The organism is Neisseria sp. P0022.S010 (assembly GCF_051956635.1).
Map to the genome: position 1 here is coordinate 1 of NZ_JBQCXF010000486.1, position 2,197 is coordinate 2,197.

General features: G+C 53.7%; 2 protein-coding genes. Both read left to right on the plus strand.

Features of this window, described 5'->3' with window-relative positions; all coding sequences use genetic code 11:
- The first annotated feature begins 278 nt into the window (after positions 1–278).
- A complete protein-coding gene (locus ACTHUT_RS18430) occupies positions 279–575 on the plus strand; it encodes a helix-turn-helix domain-containing protein (protein ID WP_003680870.1) in 297 nt (98 codons plus the stop codon).
- A gap of 19 nt (positions 576–594) precedes the next feature.
- A partial coding sequence (locus ACTHUT_RS18435; protein WP_440419346.1) for an HD domain-containing protein occupies positions 595–2,197 on the plus strand: 1,603 nt, incomplete at its 3' end.

Genomic DNA, 2,197 nt, shown 5'->3' on the forward strand with positions numbered 1-2,197 from the left:
ATCAATACCCCAACCCTATTTTCATTTATAATGCCTTTCAATACTTCAGGATCAAGCCCGAATCATCCAGTTTTCCTCTATAAGAGCCAGCTCTCTTATTAAATGATTTTTCTTTCCTCTTGATGTGTGTGTGTTTGGGTGTGGCCGAAAGCCACCCCCTTTTTTTTATACCTACCCCCCCTTTAAGGCCGTCTGAAAACTTTCAGACGGCCTTTCCTTTCCCCTCACAAAAATAGTATAAAATCCCCTTATCGTTCAAACCACAAACTCCAAATACCATGGTCAATAAACTCACTCCCCCTCCAAGCCTGCCCGATCCGCAAGACCTACGTGCCGTTATCGCTTACAACATGCGCCTCTACCGCGTTAATCACGGTTGGTCGCAAGAAGAACTGGCGCGCCAATGCGGACTTGACCGTACCTACGTTTCCGCCGTTGAGCGCAAACGCTGGAACATCGCCCTTTCCAACATCGAAAAAATCGCATCCGCGCTTAAAATTGCTCCTTACAAACTCCTCCTTCCGCCGCAAGAAATGCTCCGTCAAATGACCGAGCCTGCCGATACCCAAGCCTAATTCACAGCCAGATACCATCATGACCGCCGCCCAACAAGCCATCCAAACCTACCAGCAGCAAAAAGCCGCAGCAGAAACTGCCTACCGCCAAAACAACCGCCCTACCGTTTATTTCCGCGACCATATCGCCGCTGCCGAAACCCTGCTGCAAAGCCTCTGGCAAATCCACTTCCCCGACAGCAACGACATCAGTCTCATTGCCATCGGCGGCTTTGGGCGCTGCGAACTCTATCCCCATTCCGACTGGGACTTAGCAATTATTTCCTCCACTCCTTTTTCAGACGGCCTGCAACAGCAAACCGCCCAATTTATCCAAACCCTTTGGGACGCACGCCTCAATCCCGCCATCAAAAGCGGCAGCATAGAAGAAATCCTCCAAAGTACCCAAAACGACATTACCGGCGAAACCGCCTTTCTAGAAGCACGCCACCTACAAGGCAATGCCAATCTTACCGCCCAACTTCTAAACAAACTCAACACACGCCGCGACACAGCCGCCTTTATCGAAGCCAAACTCCTCGAAATGGAGCAACGCCATACCAAATCCCAAGGCACAGGCGCACAACTCGAACCCAACATCAAAACCTGCCCCGGCGGCCTGCGCGACATCCACACCCTGATTTGGACAGCCAAAGCACAAGGCATAGACAGCAACCCCACCGCCCTCGTTACCGCCGGCGTCCTCACGCGCACCGAAGCCGGCATGCTGGCCCATGGCTACCGCCGTCTCGCCAACATCCGCATCCACCTCCACCTTACCGCCGACCGCCCTGAAGACAGACTGCTTTTCGACTACCAGTCCCAAGTTGCCGAAAGCTTAGGCTATACCCAACCCGACATCCGCGGCAGAAGCGAAGCCCTGATGCATACCTTCTACCGCGCCACCAAAGCCATCAAACAACTCAACGGCATCCTCATTCCGGTTCTCAAAAACCATCAAACCTCCAGCCGTCCCCAACATATCCACCCCATCGACAGCCGCTACAAACGCATCGGCCACCAAATCGCCGCCAACGACCTTGCCCTGTTCGAGCAAAATCCCGAACACATCTTCACCATCATTCAAACCATGCAGGAGCAAAACATCACCACCATCGAACCGCAAACCCTGCGTGCATGGTGGGCATCCACACGAAAAATCAACGCCCGTTTCACCCAAAATCCAGAAAACCGCCGCCGCTTTATCCAATTCTTCAAACACGGCACCGGCCTTACCCAAACCCTCCGTTTTCTCAACCTCTACGGCGTACTTGGCCGCTATCTCCCCGCATGGGAAAAAATCACCGGCCTGCTCCAACACGACCTCTTCCATATTTACCCCGTAGACGACCACATCCTGACCGTCGTCCGCAATATGCGCCGTCTCGCCATCGAAACCCACAGTCACGAAATGCCCGAGGCCAGCGCCATCATGCAGGCCTACCCAAGACCGCATGTCCTCTACACCGCCGCCCTGCTGCACGACATCGCCAAAGGCCGTGGCGGCGATCACGCCAAAGAAGGCATCAAAGACGCACAACAATTCGCCGCCAACCACTACTACACCGAAGAAGAAAGCCACCTCCTCGCATGGCTGGTTGAAAACCACCTGCTCATGTCCACCGTTGCCCAAAAAGAAGACA

Coding starts and splice junctions, on each gene's coding strand:
- ACTHUT_RS18430 (WP_003680870.1), top strand. CDS start 279: ATGGTCAATAAACTCACTCCCCCTCCAAGCCTGCCCGATCCGCAAGAC.